At 72.3% G+C, this 17085-nt stretch carries 18 protein-coding genes, 1 tRNA gene and 2 pseudogenes; 13 read left to right on the forward strand and 8 right to left on the reverse strand.

Annotated features, from left to right (window positions below):
• Positions 1-132: 132 nt before the first annotated feature.
• From ACGF7U_RS01415 to ACGF7U_RS01430, 4 genes are all read left to right on the forward strand, one after another.
• On the forward strand, positions 133-462 hold the full coding sequence (locus tag ACGF7U_RS01415; protein WP_393102100.1) for a YbaB/EbfC family nucleoid-associated protein: 330 nt from the start codon (positions 133-135) through the stop codon (positions 460-462).
• Position 463: 1 nt separating this feature from the next.
• On the forward strand, positions 464-769 hold the full coding sequence (locus ACGF7U_RS01420; RefSeq protein WP_393102101.1) for a hypothetical protein: 306 nt from the start codon (positions 464-466) through the stop codon (positions 767-769).
• Entirely contained in the window at positions 769-1455 is a 687-nt protein-coding gene (locus ACGF7U_RS01425) for a hypothetical protein (protein ID WP_393102102.1), read from the forward strand. Before ACGF7U_RS01420 ends, ACGF7U_RS01425 begins: the two co-directional genes overlap by 1 nt.
• Positions 1456-1805: 350 nt before the next feature.
• Positions 1806-2645: a stage 0 sporulation family protein gene (locus tag ACGF7U_RS01430; protein ID WP_393102103.1), complete on the forward strand. Its 840-nt coding sequence runs from the start codon at positions 1806-1808 to the stop codon at positions 2643-2645.
• A gap of 71 nt (positions 2646-2716) precedes the next feature.
• Here the strand turns inward: ACGF7U_RS01430 and ACGF7U_RS01435 are convergent, their stop codons facing one another.
• Complete coding sequence (locus ACGF7U_RS01435; protein WP_393102104.1) at positions 2717-4474, reverse strand: metallophosphoesterase family protein; 1758 nt, start codon at positions 4472-4474, stop codon at positions 2717-2719.
• 140 nt (positions 4475-4614) lie between these two features.
• Between ACGF7U_RS01435 and ACGF7U_RS01440 the strand changes: the two genes are divergently transcribed.
• The 3 genes from ACGF7U_RS01440 to ACGF7U_RS01450 all read left to right on the forward strand — a co-directional run bounded on the left by ACGF7U_RS01440 (position 4615) and on the right by ACGF7U_RS01450 (position 6486).
• Positions 4615-4688 (forward strand) — tRNA-Thr (locus tag ACGF7U_RS01440).
• Positions 4689-4690: 2 nt separating this feature from the next.
• A complete protein-coding gene (locus ACGF7U_RS01445; protein ID WP_393102105.1) occupies positions 4691-5401 on the forward strand; it encodes a hypothetical protein in 711 nt (236 codons plus the stop codon).
• Between the two features lie 203 nt (positions 5402-5604).
• Positions 5605-6486 carry a DUF1963 domain-containing protein gene (locus ACGF7U_RS01450; protein WP_393102106.1) on the forward strand — a complete coding sequence of 294 codons (882 nt, stop codon included), beginning with the start codon at positions 5605-5607 and terminating at the stop codon, positions 6484-6486.
• A 311-nt stretch (positions 6487-6797) separates the two neighbouring features.
• On the opposite strand, the gene ACGF7U_RS01455 is transcribed toward ACGF7U_RS01450, so the two are convergent.
• A complete protein-coding gene (locus ACGF7U_RS01455; RefSeq protein WP_393102107.1) occupies positions 6798-7229 on the reverse strand; it encodes a hypothetical protein in 432 nt (143 codons plus the stop codon).
• Between the two features lie 185 nt (positions 7230-7414).
• Positions 7415-7873, reverse strand: a complete 459-nt coding sequence (locus ACGF7U_RS01460; protein WP_393102108.1) for a hypothetical protein — start codon at positions 7871-7873, stop codon at positions 7415-7417.
• Between the two features lie 85 nt (positions 7874-7958).
• Between ACGF7U_RS01460 and ACGF7U_RS01465 the strand changes: the two are divergent.
• A pseudogene (locus ACGF7U_RS01465) lies at positions 7959-8369 on the forward strand (ASCH domain-containing protein).
• A gap of 237 nt (positions 8370-8606) precedes the next feature.
• Here the strand turns inward: ACGF7U_RS01465 and ACGF7U_RS01470 are convergent.
• Positions 8607-9650, reverse strand: a complete 1044-nt coding sequence (locus tag ACGF7U_RS01470) for a saccharopine dehydrogenase family protein (protein ID WP_393102109.1) — start codon at positions 9648-9650, stop codon at positions 8607-8609.
• Between the two features lie 102 nt (positions 9651-9752).
• On the opposite strand from ACGF7U_RS01470, the gene ACGF7U_RS01475 reads away from it, so the two are divergent.
• Positions 9753-10700, forward strand: a complete 948-nt coding sequence (locus tag ACGF7U_RS01475) for a helix-turn-helix domain-containing protein (protein ID WP_393102110.1) — start codon at positions 9753-9755, stop codon at positions 10698-10700.
• Positions 10701-10984: 284 nt separating this feature from the next.
• Here the strand turns inward: ACGF7U_RS01475 and ACGF7U_RS01480 are convergent, their stop codons facing one another.
• Positions 10985-11638, reverse strand: coding sequence for an HD domain-containing protein (locus ACGF7U_RS01480; RefSeq protein WP_393102111.1), 654 nt, complete (start codon positions 11636-11638; stop codon positions 10985-10987).
• Positions 11639-11676: 38 nt separating this feature from the next.
• Positions 11677-12966, reverse strand: a complete 1290-nt coding sequence (locus ACGF7U_RS01485; protein WP_393102112.1) for a Dyp-type peroxidase — start codon at positions 12964-12966, stop codon at positions 11677-11679.
• 134 nt (positions 12967-13100) lie between these two features.
• Here ACGF7U_RS01485 and ACGF7U_RS01490 point away from each other — a divergent pair, with 134 nt between their 5' ends.
• From ACGF7U_RS01490 to ACGF7U_RS01505, 4 genes are all read left to right on the forward strand, one after another.
• A complete protein-coding gene (locus ACGF7U_RS01490) occupies positions 13101-14063 on the forward strand; it encodes a GlxA family transcriptional regulator (protein ID WP_393102113.1) in 963 nt (320 codons plus the stop codon).
• Positions 14064-14156: 93 nt separating this feature from the next.
• Positions 14157-14702, forward strand: a complete 546-nt coding sequence (locus ACGF7U_RS01495; protein ID WP_393102114.1) for a DUF4240 domain-containing protein — start codon at positions 14157-14159, stop codon at positions 14700-14702.
• A 70-nt stretch (positions 14703-14772) separates the two neighbouring features.
• Positions 14773-15033, forward strand: coding sequence for an ester cyclase (locus ACGF7U_RS01500; RefSeq protein WP_393102115.1), 261 nt, complete (start codon positions 14773-14775; stop codon positions 15031-15033).
• A 66-nt stretch (positions 15034-15099) separates the two neighbouring features.
• Positions 15100-15504, forward strand: coding sequence for a VOC family protein (locus ACGF7U_RS01505; RefSeq protein ID WP_393102116.1), 405 nt, complete (start codon positions 15100-15102; stop codon positions 15502-15504).
• A 408-nt stretch (positions 15505-15912) separates the two neighbouring features.
• On the opposite strand, the pseudogene ACGF7U_RS01510 reads toward ACGF7U_RS01505, so the two are convergent.
• Positions 15913-16362, reverse strand: a pseudogene (locus tag ACGF7U_RS01510) (SRPBCC family protein); the annotation flags it as partial.
• A gap of 228 nt (positions 16363-16590) precedes the next feature.
• Positions 16591-17085 (reverse strand): hypothetical protein (locus tag ACGF7U_RS01515; protein WP_393102117.1); only part of this gene is annotated, 495 nt, incomplete at its 5' end.

A 17085-nucleotide genomic window follows, 5' to 3' on the forward strand; every position in this document is an offset into this window, starting at 1 on the left:
GCCGGCTCCCCACAGCCCGACCGGCTGTCCACAGGCATCGACAGCCGCGATTGCTGTGCGGTACGGTCCGGTGTGCCGTGGTGACGGTGGCGGCACGCTAAGTGATGACCTGTTCCGGGGAGGAGTCCGCCGATGCCGCGGGGGGAGATCGACGAGGCCTGGATCGAGGAGGCGGTGCGGCGCTACCGCCGGATCGAGTCCCTCCAGGCCGAGTTCGACCAGGCGGTGGCCACCGTCGAGGTGACCGTCCGGTCGCCCGACGGGCTGGTCGAGGTCGTGGTGACCGCCGGGGGGCGGATCACCGACGTCCGGTTCCTCGGCCCGTTGCACAACCGCAGTCCCCGGGACGTCGCCGGCTCCGTGCAGGCGGCGGTCACCGCGGCGGCCGACGCCGCCCAGTGGGCCCGGGAGAAGCTGCACAACGAGACCTTCGCCTCCTACCGTCCGCTGGCGGGAGCCTGAGATGGACAGCCTGCGCGCCCTCGCCGCCCGGCTCGACCAGGCGAGCGAGACCATGACCGCCGTGTCCCGCACGGTTACCGCCGGCGACCCGGCGCAGGCCGCGTTCGGCGCCGACGCCCCCGGCCGGCCCGGCGAGATCGGGCGGGCCCTGCACCGACAGTGGATCGCGGCCACCGGCGACCGGGCGCGGGAGGCGCACGCCGCGGCCCAGCGGCTGGCGGCCGCCGCGGCGGCGGTGCGGGCCGCCGCCGACCACTACGCCGACGTCGACCGGGCCGTCCGCCACCGGCTGGGCGGGGAGGCGTGATGGACACGCTGGACCGGCTCGCCGAGCCCGGGCTCGACCTGCTGCGCCGGGTGGACACGCTGCTCGCCGCCGGGGCGCCCGAGGGCCACCGCGTCTGGCCGCTGCTGCGCCGGATGCAGGTGCTCCCCGGCGAGGCCGTCCGGAACTTCCTCGACCTGCATCCGACGCCGCTGGCCGACGCCGGCAACACGGTGCGCCGGCTGGTGCGGGCCTACGACGACGCCTCCGCCGCACTGGCCGACCCGGTGCTCTGGTCCGGTGCGGCCTCGTCGGCGTACGGGCAGGCCCGGGCGGCCCTGCTGCGGCACCTGGACGAGGGGCCGGAGAGCCTGGTCGGGCGGCTGGAGTCGACCGCCGGTTACGCCGACGCGCTCGCCGACTGGGTGGAGGGCAGCCGGCTGGCCCTGGCCCGGGCGCTGGCGGACGTGCTGCGCTCCGCCGAGGCGGTGGCCGTGGTCGGGGCGACCGCGGTGCCCGGCGGCGGACAGGAGCGCCGGGGGCCGGCCGGGCCGGGCGGGATCGAGGCCGCCGAGATCGCCGCGCGGGTGCTGGCGGTGCTCTGCGTCGCGTACGACGGGGCGGAGACCCTGCTGCGGCAGTGGGGGCCGAGCCTGGCCGAGTCCCGCTGGCGGGAGCCGGTGTCCGAGCGTCCCCGCTACGACACCCCCACCCGGATCGGCTGGTAGCCCGTCCGCAGAGGGCTCCGCGTCGGGGTGTGTGCCGCGGACGGGCCGCGCCGTTGGCGGTCGGCCCAACGGCGCACGGCGTCGCGCCCAGGACCCGGCGTGGCCGGGCTCCGGCGGCGACGCCGTGGCCTTTCCCCCTGCACCCCCCGCAGGTCTGCCTCCACTCAACGCCTCCGGTGCGCGTTTGTCCCGTACGGCGGACAGGATTCAACCGTCCGGGCGAGGGGCAACGGCACGACGAGGTGGGCGGCGGGTCGGTCGAGTCGACGAGTGTGGATCGCTGCACGGCGTAGTCGGACCGCGACGCCCGGCCGGGGCGCGAGCGTCCGACTCGTCGTAGGGTGGGAGCCATGGGCATGCTCTGCGCGGTCAGCTTCCAGCGGTACGGGCGCCTCTACTACCTGGACCCGGGCGACTGGAGCCCGCAGGTCGGCGACAAGGTGCTGGTGCCCACCGACGACGGACCCGAGGTGGCCGAGTGCGTCTGGGCCGCGCAGTGGGTCTCCGAGGACACGGCCGGCTTTCCCCGGCTGGCCGGGCTGGCGCAGGAGGAGGACCTGCGCCGCGACGAGGCGCTGCGCCGGCGCAAGGCCGAGGCGAAGGTCGCGGCGAAGCGGCTGATCCGGGAGCACGGCCTGCCGATGAAGGTGGTGGCGGTCGACCACGTGCTCGGCTCCGCCGAGGGTGGCGGCGAGCGGAGCACCATCTACTTCACGGCACCGCACCGGGTGGACTTCCGCTCGCTGGTCCGCGACCTCGGGGCGACGCTGCACTGCCGGGTCGAGTTGCGCCAGCTCTCCGCGCGGGACTCGGCCCGGGTGCAGGGCGGCATCGGCTCCTGCGGGCGCGACCTCTGCTGCGCCACCTTCCTCAACGACTTCGAGCCCGTGACCATCCGGATGGCCAAGGACCAGGACCTGCCGCTCAACCCGCTGCGCATCTCCGGCGCGTGCGGCCGGCTGATGTGTTGCCTCAAGTACGAACACCCGCTGTACCAGAGGTTCCAGGAGTCCGCTCCGGCGATCGGCGCGCGGGTGTCGACGCCGGAGGGCGACGGCCGGGTGGTCGGCCACAGCGTCCCGCGCGACTCGGTCACGGTCCGCCTCGACGCCGACGGGTCCCGCTGCTCCTGCTCCCGCGCCTCGGTCTGCGGCCCCCGCCAGGCCCACGACCAGCACTACAACTCCTAGCGCGGCCGTCCGCAACCCAACCGAGCCCCGGCCCTCGCCGCAGGCGGGGCGGGTGCGGGGGAGACGTGGTGTCAGGAAAGGATCACGGGAGGTTCCGCCAGGCGGGGGCGGAGGGGACGCTTCGGCACCAGCCAGGAGGACTCGGGGGACTGGTCGGGGTTGACCTGCCAGTCGCGGGCGACGCGGTCGACCGCGATGGGATAGATCGTCAGCGTGCCGTCGGGGTCGATGCGCAGCCGCAGGAACGCCTTCGCGTCCTCGATGCCCTGGCCGGCGAAGAGCTCGTTGACGTTCACCCCGAACGCGCCCGCCACCAGCAGGTACGCGGCCACCAGTTGGCTCGCCACCAGCCCGCTCACCGGGCCGTAGACCACCACCGCGGCGACCGCCGGCAGTGGCCACGGCCAGTCGTAGAGGGGCAGGGCCAGCCAGGCCCAGGTGCCGGCCGCGGCCAGCCCGACGTGGGCCAGGCCGTGGCCCACGCCCAGGATCCAGTGCCGCGCGTGCCGCTTCCCGCCGGAGCTGGGCGGCTTGGCGAAGAAACCCGCGCCGACGAGCGTGACGACCAGCATCGCCACCAGCGGCACGCTGAACAGCCGCTGCTCGGTGCCGGTCCGGTTGCTCACGACGCCGGCCATCGCCAGCATCAGCAGCGTGTGCAGGGTGCCGAGCAGCGTGGTGAAGCCCGGGTTGCGCAGCGGCAGCCGGGGGAAGATCCCCCAGCCGTACCGTCGCGAGCGGGCGGCGTCCGGGTAGCGGCCGGCCAGGTCGTACGGGCGGGAGGCGCTGGCCCGCCGGGCGAGGGTGTCGCGCGGGGGCACCTCGATCCGCTCCGGGAGCTTGTGGGTGGGATAGAGGTAGGCGCCCCCGCCGCCGCAGGTGATCAGCTGCCGGTCCGGGCCCGCGTACCGGGCGTAGTGGTGCAGGTCGCCGGAGATCAGCAGCCGCACCTGCGCCCCGGTGGGCGCGACGATCGTACGGACGAAGTAGTCGATCGAGTCGTACGCCGTGGGGTGGTCGACGGCCTTGACCCACGTCGGGGCCGGCACGGTGAGGATCACCCGGCTCTGCGGGCCCAGCCGCTCGGCGACCTTGTCGAAGTAGGTGAGCTGCGGGTCGTCCAGGTACGAGCCGGACTGGTCGTCGAGGCCGAGCAGCCACCAGCCGGCGGGCAGCTCGACGGCGAAGTACGAGCGGGACTGGCCGGTGTCCCAGCCGCCGAAGTGCCGGTCCCGAGAACGCACGAACAGCCGCAGGAAGGCGGTCAGGCCGTCGTACCAGTCGTGGTTGCCCGGGACCGCGAAGAGCGTCGGCCGTTCGGGCGGGGTGACGGGCAGCGCGGCCTGGTAGGGCCCCTTGCACCGGTCCTCGTACGCCTCGAACGCCGCCGACGGGTAGACCTGGTCGCCGCCCATCACCAGGGTCTGCGCCCGGGGCAGCCGGTGCCCGTCCACCTCCAGCTCCCGCTGGGCGAGCAGGTAGGCCACCGAGTAGGTGGCGTTGAACCCGTCGCCGAGGTCGGCCACGTAGTCCAGCCAGAGCCCGCCGTCCGGGCCGACCTGGCGGAAGATCCCGTCGCCGAACGCGTTCTGCAGCTCCCGCTTGTCCAGGTACGCCCCGAAGAGCATCGCCAGCAGCGTACGGATGCCGGTGCTGATCAGCAGGAAGGGCGCGAGCCACGGCACCGGCTTGCGCGGGGTGAAGCCCAGCTCGTGCGGGTCGGTGCTGCGCGGCCGGCGCGCCGCCCGCCCGCCGGCCGCCTCGCTCGCGTGCGGGCTCTCCGCCGCGACGTCCTGCCGCTCCTCGTCGGGGGCGCGATCGTCGGTCACCCGCCGCAGCGTAGTCCGGGCTCGCCGCGATCGCTGTCCGGTATACGTACGGTCCGGGCCTGCATGTCCGGTCCGCCGGGGCGGGGTGGGGGATCCCGTTCGGCCGGCGGGCGAACCGTGCCGTACACTTGACGATCGTTGCCGCCTTAGCTCAGTCGGCTAGAGCGACGCACTCGTAATGCGTAGGTCGACGGTTCGATTCCGTCAGGCGGCTCGGTGAAGAAGCCCAGGTCAACGACCTGGGCTTCGCCGTTTCCCGAGGTCCACCACGCTGCCGCCGACGGTGTCAGTCCGCACATAGTCCGCATCCCGCGCTGCGACCGCCTCGTCCAGCCCGACCGATGCCGCCGCCGGCCCGAAGACCCGCGTCCGGAAGTTGGTGTTGCGCAGCGGCCCGCCGTTCGGGGCGGTGAACACCAACTCGTCCCGACGCTTGCCGGCAACTCGGGGGCGCTGCCCGCCGGCCTCGCTGACGACAGCGACCAGGAGCTACCCGCCATCCTCGCCGAGGCGATCAGCCACACGGCCGCCACGCATGAGCACACCTGCCATCTCGACGAGCCCGGCACGCCGTCCGCGACGGTCATCATGCTCCGGCGCAACCGCGACCATTTGGAGTACCTGGGTTGCTGCCGCCGATCCACGCGCCGCCCACGAGGCGATCATGGGAAGCCGACCGATCAAGGGCGTGACAGCCGCAGCACTGCTCAGCGACGGAGCATGCCGACTTGCCGACCGCTTCGGACTCACCGACTGGACGGCCTCCTGGCGATCCCGCACGACCACGGCTCAGCCGAGCTGATCCGCCGCGTCCGTGCCGCAGAAGACTCCGACCCACAGGGCGACCGCTGGCCCCGTGGCAGGACCCACGACGACGCAACCGCCGCCTACTGCAACTGCTGGACGCATAGCGCCGCGTCGCTGTGATCCGACAGCTGATGTGCGACGCAGCGCTGCCAGGTGAGGTGCGACAGGGTCCGGCGATCGAGGGGTGGCAGGTCAGCCGGCGATTAACGTCCTGTCATGCCGGTGTGCGCGCACCTGATCACGACGGCAGCGATGCCGACGACAGCGCGTGCGGGTTGTGGGGCACCGGTCGCCGGGCTCGCCCCGTGGCACCATGTTGCGCTATGGATCATCAGGGGCAGTTTCGTCGTGCAGCGCTCGCGTTGGGCATCCCGGACGACGAGGTCAGCCGGTTCATCCAGCACCTCCGTTTGTCGATCCGGTTGAGCGGGGGATCCGGCGGTGTTCCGGTCGGGCAGTTCGGTGGATTGCCCCGGTTGCCGGTGGGCATGGACTGGCCGTCCGCTGGGGTCAGTCCGTTGCCGTTCATCTTCTCGGTTGACTGTGCGGTGCTGCCGAGAGTCGACGGCTTCGGCCTGCCGGCAGACGGCTCGCTGCTGTTCTTCCTGGACCACGAGCAGGCCGCTGCCACCGGGGAGCGGAGGTACGGGCGAGTCGTGTATGTGCCGGCCGGCACCGATACCGAGGTGGCGGCAGGATCCACCGACCACGCGTTCGTCGACAAGCAGTACGACGTCGGCGCCACGCTGCGCGCGGAGTTCCCCGATTGGTTCGGGGCGAACGAGGACGACGAGGACGAGGACGACCTGTCGCCCTTCCAGCAGCAGTTGGCCCGTGACCTCGAGCGTGACCTGCCGCACCTTGACGAACTCTGTGCTCTGGCCAACGATCTCTGGCCACCTGACAACGGGTACGCCAGCGCCTATATCGGCGGGTATGCCGACGAGGAGGTAATCAAGAGTATCGCGGAGCAGACCCTCGCGTGGCGCGAGAAGACCGGCGAGATCGTCATCCCGGTCGCGAGATGGTATTCCCATGTGGAAAAGGAGACGCACCGGCTGACGAGTGAGTGGGTGTCGCTCGCCCGCTTTCCCGTAGATAACGAGTTCTATTACCGGAGCGACGGGAGTTTCGTGATCCGTCACGACGACCTGGCCGCTGGTCGGCTGGACGAGGCGCTTTCCGTGGCTGAGTTGATCCCATAGAACACCGGCGAAGCCGGATACGGCCACGATCTGCGTTGCCTGCGACGCCGGCGTCAGATGCTGGCATCCGCTCATGCCGCGATCAGCGCGCGGAGGTGTCGCAGGTCAGTTGGCGGACGTGTACATCAGTCGACAGAGGATGTGTGCCGGCAGTTGCCAGCTGTTGTCGGACGCCCCGCTGACTACTTGCTGACCTCCCCGATAGCCGACAGCCCATTGCAGAGTCGTCACCAGCTCGGATATTCCGCCGCACTCGCCCGCACAGCAGTGGTGGCGCCCGAAGGCCATTCGGACGCCACCACTAGTGAGTACTAGGATACGCCGTTGAAGGCAAAGTTGTGGTTATATTGGTTGTCGCCGGCATATTCCCAGACCCAAACCTCGACGCCTTTGTCCTCCGGGAAGAAGTCGCCCTGAATGGACGCGCAGCGGCCATCATTGGATGGGTCCTTAACAAAGTACGCCCCATATCCGTCAAAATTCGGGTAGACCGCACCCTGAACGCCCTTACCGTTGGACTCGTTGTCGCAGACGGTAATCTTCTCGTACCCCGGATAGCCGGCGAGATCCGCGTCAAAGAACACGGCACCACCCCCGCCGACGGCGTAGAGCCAGCCCACGTTATGCGGCTCCGCCTGCGCCGCGCTGGCGCCGCCGAGCACCGCGAGGGCGGTCATGACCGTCGTGGCGGCAACGGTCGAAGCAAGTCGTCTTCTCATGCCATTCTCCTTTGTGTAGTTCATCGGTGGTACTGCAACCAGGCGCCACACGACCACGTCTCGTGCTGTGGCGGGACGGCGGCTCGGCCCGGCCCGTGCGAGGGGGTTGTCTGGGCCAGGGGAGCGAGCGGCGGTACGGGTCGTCCCCATGGGTACGGACGATTTTGCTCGCCGCGCCTCACGGCGACTGAGCAAGGAAGCCGAGGGTGTCAGGCCGAGATCGACGGGCTGTAGTTGTGGAATGCGTACGTGCCGCTGCGGGAGGCCCAGACGTGCACGCGCACCTTGACGCCCTCGGCGATCGAGTATTGGCAGGAGGTCCTGCCAGCGCTGGTGTTCCCCGTGCTCGTGTCGTCGAAGCAGTCACTACTGTGGTTCACCCACCGGTAGACGCCGTTGGAGTCGGGCAACCACTTCTGGATCTGCCCGCGGGTTCCCCAGCCGTCGGCCTGGAAGTCCTCGGCCAGCAACACCTCGCCGTACTGGTAGAACGTGACGCATCCACCGTTGAGAGTAGCGTTGGCCGACGTGCGCCAGCACGCCCAGACGTAGCCGTCGGCGCTGTCCGCACCCGCATCGTTCGCGGACGCCGGAACCGCGGTGGCGGCCAGCGCCAGCGGAACCGCCACGGCTACGGCAGCAGCCCTCTTGGCGAATTTCCTGATCATGCGTCTCCTCGCTCTCGGGCTCGGGCAAGGACCCGGGCACGTGTCGCCAGCAGAGCCAGGCCAGGAAATCGCGGCTGGTCTCCGCATGACGCTTGGTGGATCTCGGTTTGCGTTCCCCGGTCCGGTGCGAAACAAGTTGGTGGCCGTGATCCTGTCCGGTGCGAAGACCACCACTACTGCTCTGGTGGTCGGATACGAACGCGCGAATGAGCCGCTGCCCCAGGTTGGATAGCGATCAGTGGTGGTGGACTCCGGGGACCGGCGGGTCGCCGTAATCGAGCTGACCGAGGTCCGGGCGATCCGGCTCGCCGATGTCGACCTGCAACACGCCCTCGATGAGGGCGAGGGAGGCGAGTCGGTGGCGCAGTGGCGGGCCGGGCACGAGGCGTTCTGGCACAGCGCGGAAGTGCGCGCAGAGCTGGGCGAACCCGGCTTCACCGTTGACGACGACACACTGGTGCTGGCCCGACGCTTCCGGCTTGTGCACACCGTTTGAGCAGACTGGCTCGCGGCCTTCCGGCTCGCGTTCGGGTGAGGCCGCTGGGCTCGCCGAGCAGTCAAACCGGCGAGCCGCAGCGGACGATCGCGGACTCAGGCACCAGGGCCATGTTCGCCCTGACGACCGCCGCCGCTGCCGCGACCCCACTCACGCCAGCCCTCCACTGGCTCAGCAGTTTCCCGAGACCGGTCGACCGCGTCCACCACGCGTCCGGCTCCCCGCGAGGGTCGCCGGTCAGCCGCGCGTGTCGAGCGGGGCGTGCAGGGTGAGGTGCGGGGAGAGGGCGCGGAGGAAGTCCGGGGCGTCGAAGAGGGCACCCGCAGAGGCGACACCGGTGGTTGTGGTTCGGCCGGTGAGGATGCGATCGACGGCCTCCACCGCGAGCGGCGCGCTGATGGCGTAGATGTCCTGCCCGGTGGCGGCCAGGCGGCGTTCGGTGCCGCCGCTGCGGACGACGACGTCGACGAGGAAGGTCTGCGCCGAGCGGCCGCGCTCGTCGACGGCGGTGGGTGCCGAGGCGTCGGGAGCGAAGAGGTCCGCGGCCGCCTTGGCGGTCATGTAGGTGCGTACCTCGGGGATGGCCAGGTGGCTGGGGACGGTGACGATGTCGGCCATGGAGAACTCGCCGATGACGCTCTGGGCGCCGAGCGGGTCCGGGAAGGGCCACTCCAGGGTCGGCAGCGCGTCGTCGTGGTATTCGATCTGTCCGCCGGTGTAGCGGACCCGGCGGCCGTTGCGTCGTTGTCCGGAGACGGTGCCGGAGACGACGGTTCCGGCGGTGGGGTGCCAGCTGCTCAGGCCGTAGGCGACGTGCGCCTCGTCCGCTGCCGCCCAGTCGCCCATCGCGGTGGTGACGAGCAGGTCGCCGAGGCCGCCGTAGAAGGCCATCGCCGGGAGCACCACGGTGTTGGCGGCGCGGGCGCGCTCCGCGAAGTCCGCGAACGTGTCGATGTTGGCTTCGATCTCGGCCGCCACGTCGACGTACGGGATGCCGGCGCGCAGCGCCGCCTCGATCACCGGGGCGGCGGTCGAGGCGAACGGCCCGGCGGTGTTGATCACGGCGGCCGCGCCGGTGAGCGCGCGGTCGAGGGAGGTCGGATCGTCGACCGACGCCTGCCGCGTCTGCAGGCCCGGGAAGTCCTGCGCCAGTGCTTGCAGCTTGTTCTGGTCGCGGCCGAGCAGCAGCGGGACGTATCCGCGTTCCTGCAGTTCGGCGACCACGAACCGGCCGGTGTGCCCGTACGCGCCGTATACCGCCACGTTCCGAACCGATGCCATCTCTTGCTCCTGCGGCTTGAAGTGATCTTCTGCTGAAGATCTTGCCCTGTCCGCCGAACCTCGGCCAGTGTCCGGAACGACATGACCCATACAATTCCCGACATGAGTTCCTTCCCGCGCTCCGTCGCGGTCGCCGCCACCGACGGGATGCTGCACTTCGAGCTGGCCCTGGCCTACGAGGTCTTCGGCTCCGCGCCGGACGCCCTGCCCGACCCCTGGTACGACGTCCGGGTGTGCGGCACGCACGCCGTCCGGGTCGGCCGGTTCCTGCTGGAGCCGGACTGCGGGCTCGACTGGCTGGCGCACGCCGACACCGTGATCGTTCCCGCCCTGGCGGACGTCGACGAGGACCCGCCGGCCGACCTGGTCGAGGCGGTGCGCGCGGCCCACGAGTCGGGCGCGCGGGTGGTCTCCCTGTGCACGGGCGTGTTCGTGCTCGCCGCCGCCGGCCTGCTGGACGGGCTGTGCGCGACCACGCACTGGGCCCACACCGACGAACTCGCCGCGCGCTATCCCCGGGTAAAGGTCGACCCGGACGTGCTCTACGTCGACAACGGCAGCGTGCTCACGTCCGCGGGCAAGGCCGCGGCGATGGACCTGTGCCTGCACCTGGTCCGCCGCGACCACGGCCCGGCGGTCGCCAACGTGGTCGCCCGTCGCCTCGTCGTGCCGCCCCACCGGGCCGGCGGCCAGGCCCAGTTCGTCACCACACCGGTGCCCGACCAGCACGGCAACCCCCTGGCCGAGCTGCTCCCGTGGGTGATGCGGCGGCTGGACCAGCCGCTCACCGTGGAGGACCTGGCCCGCCAGGCGAACATGAGCTCTCGCCACCTGACCCGCCACTTCCGCTCGGTGACCGGCACCACCCCGCTGCAGTGGCTGCTGACGCAGCGGATCCGCCGCGCGCAGGAGCTGCTGGAGGCCACGGACGACAGCATCGACACCATCGCCTCGGCCGCGGGCATGGGCACGGCGACGACACTGCGCCGCCACTTCCACCGCACAGTCGGCGTGCCGCCGGACGTCTACCGCCGCACGTTCCGCGCGTGAGGCCGGGGACCCCGCCCTGACGGCTGCCGGCCGCCTCAGCAGCCGAGGGGCCAGCAGCCCTGCGGGCCGGCCCAGGGCCCTGCCGCGTGGACGCAGCGCCGCGACGAGGAGAAACGCTGGCGGCATCGACGCCGGGCAGGAAGGTTCCTCTTGTGATCCTTCACGAGAACGAGATCCGGGCCGACGAGGCGGTGGTCCGGTCCCTGCCGCAGGAACAGCGGCCGGAGTGGGCGGCCCTTCCCGTCTCGCCCGCCAGCGCGGGGGATGAGCCGGGCGGCGGGCGCTCAGTCCCGGTAGTCGTCCCAGCTCGGCTCCATCCGCATCAGCTGCTCCCAGCTCGGCCACGTCGCGCCGGTGTGCTGCCGGACCAGCTCGCCCGGCACGCTGAACGGCGGCGCCTTGTGCGGCTTGGCCAGCGCCTGGCCGACGATCGCGTCGTGGAGCACCACGGTGGCGTGCAGGCGGGGCAGCACGGCGTGGATCCGGTCGGCGTACCCGGCCGGCAGCGGCGGGCCCTCCGGCTGCAGGTCGTACCCGGAACCGGCCGACACCAACGCGATCTCCGGCCGCTTGCGCAGCGGAATGTCGCCGCACAGGTGCAGCGCGATCGCGTCCCAGACGATCTCGACCCGGTCCGGCGGCACGCCGTGCGCGGTGAGGTGGCGCGCGGCGAGGTCGGCGCCGTCGAGCTCGAAGCGCTGGTCGCCGTTGCCGTCGTCGGTCAGCCCGACGTCGTGCAGGACGCAGCCGAGGAACAGCAGCTCGTCGTCGTAGTCGCGGTCGGGACGCAGGCCGCGCTGCTCGCCGAGGAATCGCGCGTAGAGGTACGTCCGCATGCTGTGGTTGAAGATCGCTGGGTCGGCGCGGTGCCGGACGTACCGCGCGGTGTCCAGCGCCAGCTCGGTCGACGGGAACGGCAGGTCGTGGAAGGGGTTCACCGGAGGGTCCTCTCCTGTGCGGTGGCGCCGGGCGTGGCTCAGCCGAGCAGCGTCTTGCCGACGTAGCCGTCGGGCTCCGCGCCGGGCGGGACAGCCCAGACGCCGCTGCCGACGTGCGTGGTGAACGTGGCGAGCCGGTCGGCCCGGGCCAGCGCCTCCTGCGCCGGGACGAACTGCGTACCGGGGTCGCGCACGTACACGGCCAGCAGCAGCCCGGCGTCGTAGTTGTGCCGGTGCGTCGCGTGGTCGTGCGGCTCGGTGCCGGCCGGGTGCGTGTGCGCCTCGTCGGGCTGCGGCCCGTCGTCGTAGTTGAAGCCGCGGCGGAACATCTTGAACGGCCGGGCCAGCCGGACGTGGGCGTCCGCCGGGATCACCGGCGCGCCGCCGGGCCCGGTGCGGTCCAGGTCGAGCGGGGTGAACTCGGAGCCACCGGAGAGCGGCGCGCCGGTGTCGCGGTGCCGGCCGAGTATCGCGTCCTGCTGCGCGGCCGGTGTCAGGTCCCACATCGCCAGCGACATCCGGATCCGGCGCAGGACGAGGAACGTGCCACCGGCCATCCAGGCCGGACCGGCGCCGTCGGGCACCCACACCGTCTCGGCGAACTCGGGTGTGCCCGGCGCCGGATTCGCGGTGCCGTCCTTCTGCCCGAACAGGTTGCGCGGCGTGCCGCCGTCCGCCGGGTACCCCTGGAAGCCCTGCTGGACCCACCGCAGCGTGGCGATGCCCATGACCCGACTGCGCAGCTGCCGGGCCGCGTAGCTGGCCAGCTGCGGGTCGTCGGCGCACACCTGCGCGACCAGGTCACCACCGCTGTACGCCGGATCGAGCTGGTCGCCGGCGAATGCCGGAAGGTCGCGCAGCGCCGGTGGCCGCTGTGCGGCCAGACCGAACCGCGCGTCGAACACGCCCGGCCCGAAGCCGAACGTCACGGTGAGCCGGGCGGGCGCGAGCCCGTCGCCGTCGCCGCTGTCCACCGCCGCGCCGGCCGGAGCGTTGCTCCGGGGCGGCGGCCGGTGCCCCTGGGTCACCCGGGCGGCGACCGCGGTCCAGTCGCGCAGCAGGTTCCGCAGCGCGGCCACGTCGCGGGTGACGAGGTCGAAGCCGACGAAGACGACGTACCGCTGCTTCGGTGTGGCGATGCCGGCCTGGTGGCGGCCGTGGAACGGCACGGTGGCCGGCGGCTGCGCCGGTGTCCGGTCGTCGCCGCGCCCGACGGTGGCGACCATGCCGGCGGCGCCGGCCAGCGCCGCCGCCGAGACGCCGAGCACCGCGCGGCGGGAGGTCACCGGCCGCGGTCCGGGCGGATGGTTCGAGTGTGACGCTGTCATGTCGGTACGGTCGGCCCGGTCGCGGCGGCGGTTCCCGGGCCGGTCGACGAGGTCCGGCAGTGTGGGCGGCAGGTCCGCCTCGGTGGGCACCGGGTCCTTGCGGACCCCGCCCGGCCGGCGCAGACTTGCCGATCATGAGCGCCGGCACCTCCCGCACCGTCGTGCTGGTGGCCCGCCCGAACGTCGTGCTGCTCGACCTGGCCGGGCCGATGCAGGTGCTGCACGGCGCCGGTGGCTACCGGATCCTCGTCGCCTCACCCGACGGGCGCCCGGTGCGGACCGACGTCGGCATGCCGCTCGGCGCCGACCTCGCCCTGGCCGACATCCGCCCACCGGTCGACACGCTGCTCGTGCCGGGCGTGCTCAGCCTCGACGCCGACCCCGCCGCGGCCGGTCAGGTGCGCCGTATCGGCGCCGGGGCGCGCCGGGTGGCGTCCGTCTGCACCGGCGCCTTCCTGCTCGCCGAGGCCGGGTTCCTCACCGGGCGCCGGGCCACCACCCACTGGAATTCCTGCGCCGAGTTCGCGGCACGTTTTCCCGACGTCACCGTCGAGCCGGACGCGATCCACGTCCGCGACGGCCGGGTACGCACCTCGGCCGGGATGACCGCCGGCATCGACCTCGCCCTCGCGCTCGTCGAGGAGGACCACGGCGCCGACCGCGCCCGCACCGTGGCCCGGCACCTGGTGGTCTTCCCGCGGCGCGCCGGTGGGCAGTCGCAGTTCAGCGACCCGCACCTCGTACCGGCGACGCAGCATCCCGTGCTGCGGGTCGTGTTCGACGCGGTCACCAGCCGGCCCGACGGCGACCACCGGCTCGGCACGCTGGCCGACCTGGCGCTGGTCAGCGAGCGGCACCTCACCCGCCTGTTCCGCCGCGAGCTGGGCCGCACCCCGGGCCAGTACGTCGAGCAGGTGCGGATCCAGGCGGCCCGCGCACTGCTGGAGTCCGGTGACGCGAGCGTCGCCGCGATCGCCCGCGCCACCGGCTTCGGCTCCGCCGAAACGCTGCGCCGCGCGTTCCACCGCGTGCTCGGCACGACACCGACGGCGTACCGCCAACGCTTCCACCCGACGCCCCCGGCGGCGTGGCCGTGAAGCGTTCCCGTACGGCCGGGACGGGACGGACCGTCCGGGACGGCGACAGGATCGACGCGCGGAGATGTCGGTCGTGGTCGCTACGCTCCCGCCGTGACCGACCTTGCCAGTGGTGTCGCGAAGCTGCCGAGCGCCGAGGACGAGGCCCGGTTCTGGGCCCTCGTCGAGTCCGCCTGGGAGCGGCTCGGTCCCGAGCCCGCCGCGCTCCGCCGGGCGCTGCTGACCCGGGATCCGGAGGCCGACGACGATGACGACGGCCGCTACGCACTCGACGCGTGGCTCGACCCGTTTCTCGACAGCCTCCGCCAGCTCACCGTCGAGTTGTCCAGCCGCGAGCTGACCGACCTGGACCGGGTGGTGGAGCGCAAGCTGCACGACATCGACCGAGCCGACGTCCACGACGTGACCGACGGTTCCGACGACGGATTCCTCTACTGCCGGGGACACATCGTCGCCCTCGGGCGCGAGTTCTACGAGGCGGTCAGCGCCGATCCCGCCGTGGCCGTCCCGGACGGCGAGTGCGAGGGCCTGTGCTACTTGTTCGCCCACCTGCACGACGAGCGCTTCGGCGGCTGGCCGGAGACCGGCTCGGGGATCTCGCGGGAGTCCTGCACCAACCCGGCGGGCTGGAGCGAGTGACCGCCGCCGGCGCACGTCCGCGCCCGGCGGCGCCAGCCGGCTGCGTGACGGCCAGGGGGATACTGCGGGGATGAACAGTGATCCGGTCGCCGTGGTCCGGTCGTTTCTCGAGGTGGTCCGGTCCGGCGTCGAGATCCTCGGCTCCGGGGACAAGGTCTACGCCCGCTGGACGCAGCGGGGGCACCATGTCGGCGAGGTCGACGGCCGGGCGCCCACCGGCGCGCCGGTGACCCAGCTGACCAGCGCGGTCTACCGGGTGGTCGACGGGCTCATCGTGGAGTATTGGATCCAGATCGACCGCCACGGCCTGCGGGCGCAACTGGAGCGATGAGTTCCCTCGGCCCGCCGCGTCCACCCTGACGACACCTCGTTACGCCAGCCCTCTGGAGGCAGCCTCATGTGGTACGCACCGGTCGTCGTCAGCCTGCCGATCGCCGACCGACCGGCCTCGTACCGCTTCTACCGGGACGGGCTCGGCCTGGACGCCGTCGGGGAGCCGGCGGAGGACGGCGTCCCCGAGCCGTTGCAGTTCGCGGTCAACGACGGCCTGCGGGTCATGCTGGTGCCGACCGGCGGATTCGGCTGGGTCATCGGTACCCACGAGGTCGCCCCGCGCGGGCAGAGCGAGTGCGTCCTCAGCCTCCCGGCGGCGACACCGGAGGAGGCGAACCGGTTGATCGAGCGGGCCCGGGCCGCCGGCGCGGAGGTCGTCGTCGAGCCGGAACAGCGGCCGTGGGGATACACGGGCGCCTTCGCCGATCCGGACGGCCACCTGTGGATGGTCGTCGCGGAGCCCGCCTGACGCAGCCCACCCACCGGGCCGGCCCGCGCCCACGGTAGCCGTGGCGGCCGGGTGGGAGGACCAGGAGCGCACGAGCGAAGGCCCAGGTCCCGGGGACCTGGGCCGTTCGCTGACGCCGTCAGGCGTACGGGGGATGGGTCACATCGTGCGGTGCGGGTAGCCGACTGCGCCGGGCTCCGGCACGACCTCGACGTCGGTCACCACGTAGGCGGTGTCGGTCGTGGTGGCCGCACGGTCGTCCTCGTCGGTGTCCGAGCGGCGCTTCGCGGCCGCGGCGGCTCCGGCCGCCGCCGCCCCGGCCGCCGCCGCGCCCGCGGCCACGGCCTTGCCGGACACCCCGGCCTTGCCGCTGTCGCCGCGGGTCGCCGCGGCGTGCTCGACGCCCGGCGTGCCCACACCGAGGCCGCTGTCGACGGTGCCGCGCCAGGCCCCGGTCTCCACGCCGCGCTCCTCGATGTACGACTTGAACTTCCGCAGGTCCGACTCGGCCTGCCGCTCGACGATGTTCAGCTTGTCGCCGGCCTTCTCGACCAGCCCCTCGGGCTCGTACTCGAGGTGCAGCTGGACCATCGTGCGGTCGGGACCGACGGGCTGGAAGTAGACCGCCCCCGCGTTCGTCGCGCCCTCGGTGGCCGCCCAGGCCACCTTCCGGTCGGGCACCTGCTCCAGGACCGTCGCGTCCCACTCGCGCTGGACGCCGGCGATCTCGGCGACCCAGTGCATCCGCCGGTCGTCGAGCTGGCGCACCTCGCGGACGCCCCCCATGAAGCGGGGGAACTCCTCGAACTGCGTCCACTGGTTGTACGCGGTGCTGACCGGAACCTGCACTTCGATGGACTTCTCGACCTTCGTGGTCACGGGTGATCCTCCTCGTTGGTCGAATCGCTCTCGTCGGAGGGGAGAGCCGTCCCTCGTCTGTCTGAACTCCTACCCCCAGCGAGGGCGCTCAATCGCCGGACCTGCCGGAACACCACAAAGGACGGCAGTACCAGGCATGAAGGCCGGACGACACGCGAAGGCCGGACCACGCGCGAAGGCCCGGGTCGGCGGCACGCCGGCCCGGGCCTTCGACGGGTACGACGGAGCTCAGCCGTCCTCGCGGTCGGGGCTCTCCAGCCGGAAGAAGTTGCTCTGCTTCCCGTCGGAGCGTTCTTCCTGGTAAATGAAGTTCAGCCGGCGCTTGTCGAAGGCGTCGAACCACTCCTCCCAGCTGATCTCGCGCAGCCGGTCCTCGCGGCCGTTGGCCGGGAAGTCGAAGCGCAGGACGCCGGCATGGCCGTCGTGGTCGGTGCCGTCGACGGTGCACGGCACACCCTTGCGGGCCTCGGCCCACTGCCGGATGACCTCGTGGTCGGTGGTGACCAGGCTGCGGCCGGGCCGCTCCGGCTCGTCGTCCACCGAGTCGATGACCTGCGAGTACTTCAGCGACCTGGAGGTCTGCGCGCCGGTCCGGATGCCGTCGGACGAGGAGCCCGACGAGCCGGTCGAGCGGGCGGAGCCCGACGCGCCGGAGCCAGCCTTCATGCTCTTGACGAGGGCCCTGACCAGGTCGTCCTTCTTCATGTCGGCGGTGTCGGTGAC

Source organism: Micromonospora sp. NPDC047670 (assembly GCF_043204915.1).
Lineage (GTDB): Bacteria > Actinomycetota > Actinomycetes > Mycobacteriales > Micromonosporaceae > Micromonospora.

Bases quoted from the DNA above. Each gene is read 5' to 3' on its own strand.
- ACGF7U_RS01415 (WP_393102100.1), top strand. From the start codon at position 133: ATGCCGCGGGGGGAGATCGACGAGGCCTGGATCGAGGAGGCGGTGCGG.
- ACGF7U_RS01420 (WP_393102101.1), top strand. From the start codon at position 464: ATGGACAGCCTGCGCGCCCTCGCCGCCCGGCTCGACCAGGCGAGCGAG.
- ACGF7U_RS01425 (WP_393102102.1), top strand. From the start codon at position 769: ATGGACACGCTGGACCGGCTCGCCGAGCCCGGGCTCGACCTGCTGCGC.
- ACGF7U_RS01430 (WP_393102103.1), top strand. From the start codon at position 1,806: ATGGGCATGCTCTGCGCGGTCAGCTTCCAGCGGTACGGGCGCCTCTAC.
- ACGF7U_RS01450 (WP_393102106.1), top strand. From the start codon at position 5,605: ATGGATCATCAGGGGCAGTTTCGTCGTGCAGCGCTCGCGTTGGGCATC.
- ACGF7U_RS01455 (WP_393102107.1), bottom strand. From the start codon at position 7,229: ATGAACTACACAAAGGAGAATGGCATGAGAAGACGACTTGCTTCGACC.
- ACGF7U_RS01460 (WP_393102108.1), bottom strand. From the start codon at position 7,873: ATGATCAGGAAATTCGCCAAGAGGGCTGCTGCCGTAGCCGTGGCGGTT.
- ACGF7U_RS01470 (WP_393102109.1), bottom strand. From the start codon at position 9,650: ATGGCATCGGTTCGGAACGTGGCGGTATACGGCGCGTACGGGCACACC.
- ACGF7U_RS01475 (WP_393102110.1), top strand. From the start codon at position 9,753: ATGAGTTCCTTCCCGCGCTCCGTCGCGGTCGCCGCCACCGACGGGATG.
- ACGF7U_RS01485 (WP_393102112.1), bottom strand. From the start codon at position 12,966: ATGACAGCGTCACACTCGAACCATCCGCCCGGACCGCGGCCGGTGACC.
- ACGF7U_RS01490 (WP_393102113.1), top strand. From the start codon at position 13,101: ATGAGCGCCGGCACCTCCCGCACCGTCGTGCTGGTGGCCCGCCCGAAC.
- ACGF7U_RS01500 (WP_393102115.1), top strand. From the start codon at position 14,773: ATGAACAGTGATCCGGTCGCCGTGGTCCGGTCGTTTCTCGAGGTGGTC.
- ACGF7U_RS01505 (WP_393102116.1), top strand. From the start codon at position 15,100: ATGTGGTACGCACCGGTCGTCGTCAGCCTGCCGATCGCCGACCGACCG.